This is a genomic window from Methylobacterium sp. D54C (assembly GCF_053345595.1).
This window is the reverse complement of record NZ_JBKFAK010000224.1, coordinates 1-295: the sequence shown is the minus strand read 5'-3', so window position 1 is coordinate 295 and position 295 is coordinate 1. Positions and strand designations below refer to the sequence as shown.

The 295-nt window shown below is 75.3% G+C and carries 1 pseudogene; it reads right to left on the bottom strand.

Features of this window, described 5'->3' with window-relative positions:
• Window positions 1–295, bottom strand: a pseudogene (locus ACLBYB_RS33265) (hypothetical protein); the annotation flags it as partial.

Here is a 295-nt window from a genome sequence, read left to right as displayed (position 1 = left end):
GTCGCCGCCGCCGGCCGCATCCGGGTTCATGCCCTCGACCGCCGGCTTGGGCCGGGGCCGCCGGGGGGCCACGGCGGCGGTGGGCGTCGCCGTGTTGGCGCCGAGCCGGGTCGCCAGGGCCAGGGGGCGGTTCTCCGTCACCCGCAGATGGCAGAACCCGTGCGTCCCCTCGCGCGCGTAGGTGCGGAAGAGCTGCTCCCGGTCCGAGGAGAACGCCGCCTGCTCGCTGACGATCGGCCGCACGTCCTCGCGCCGGGCCCGCTGAGTCATCAGCTTGTAATTGTCCCGTACGGCC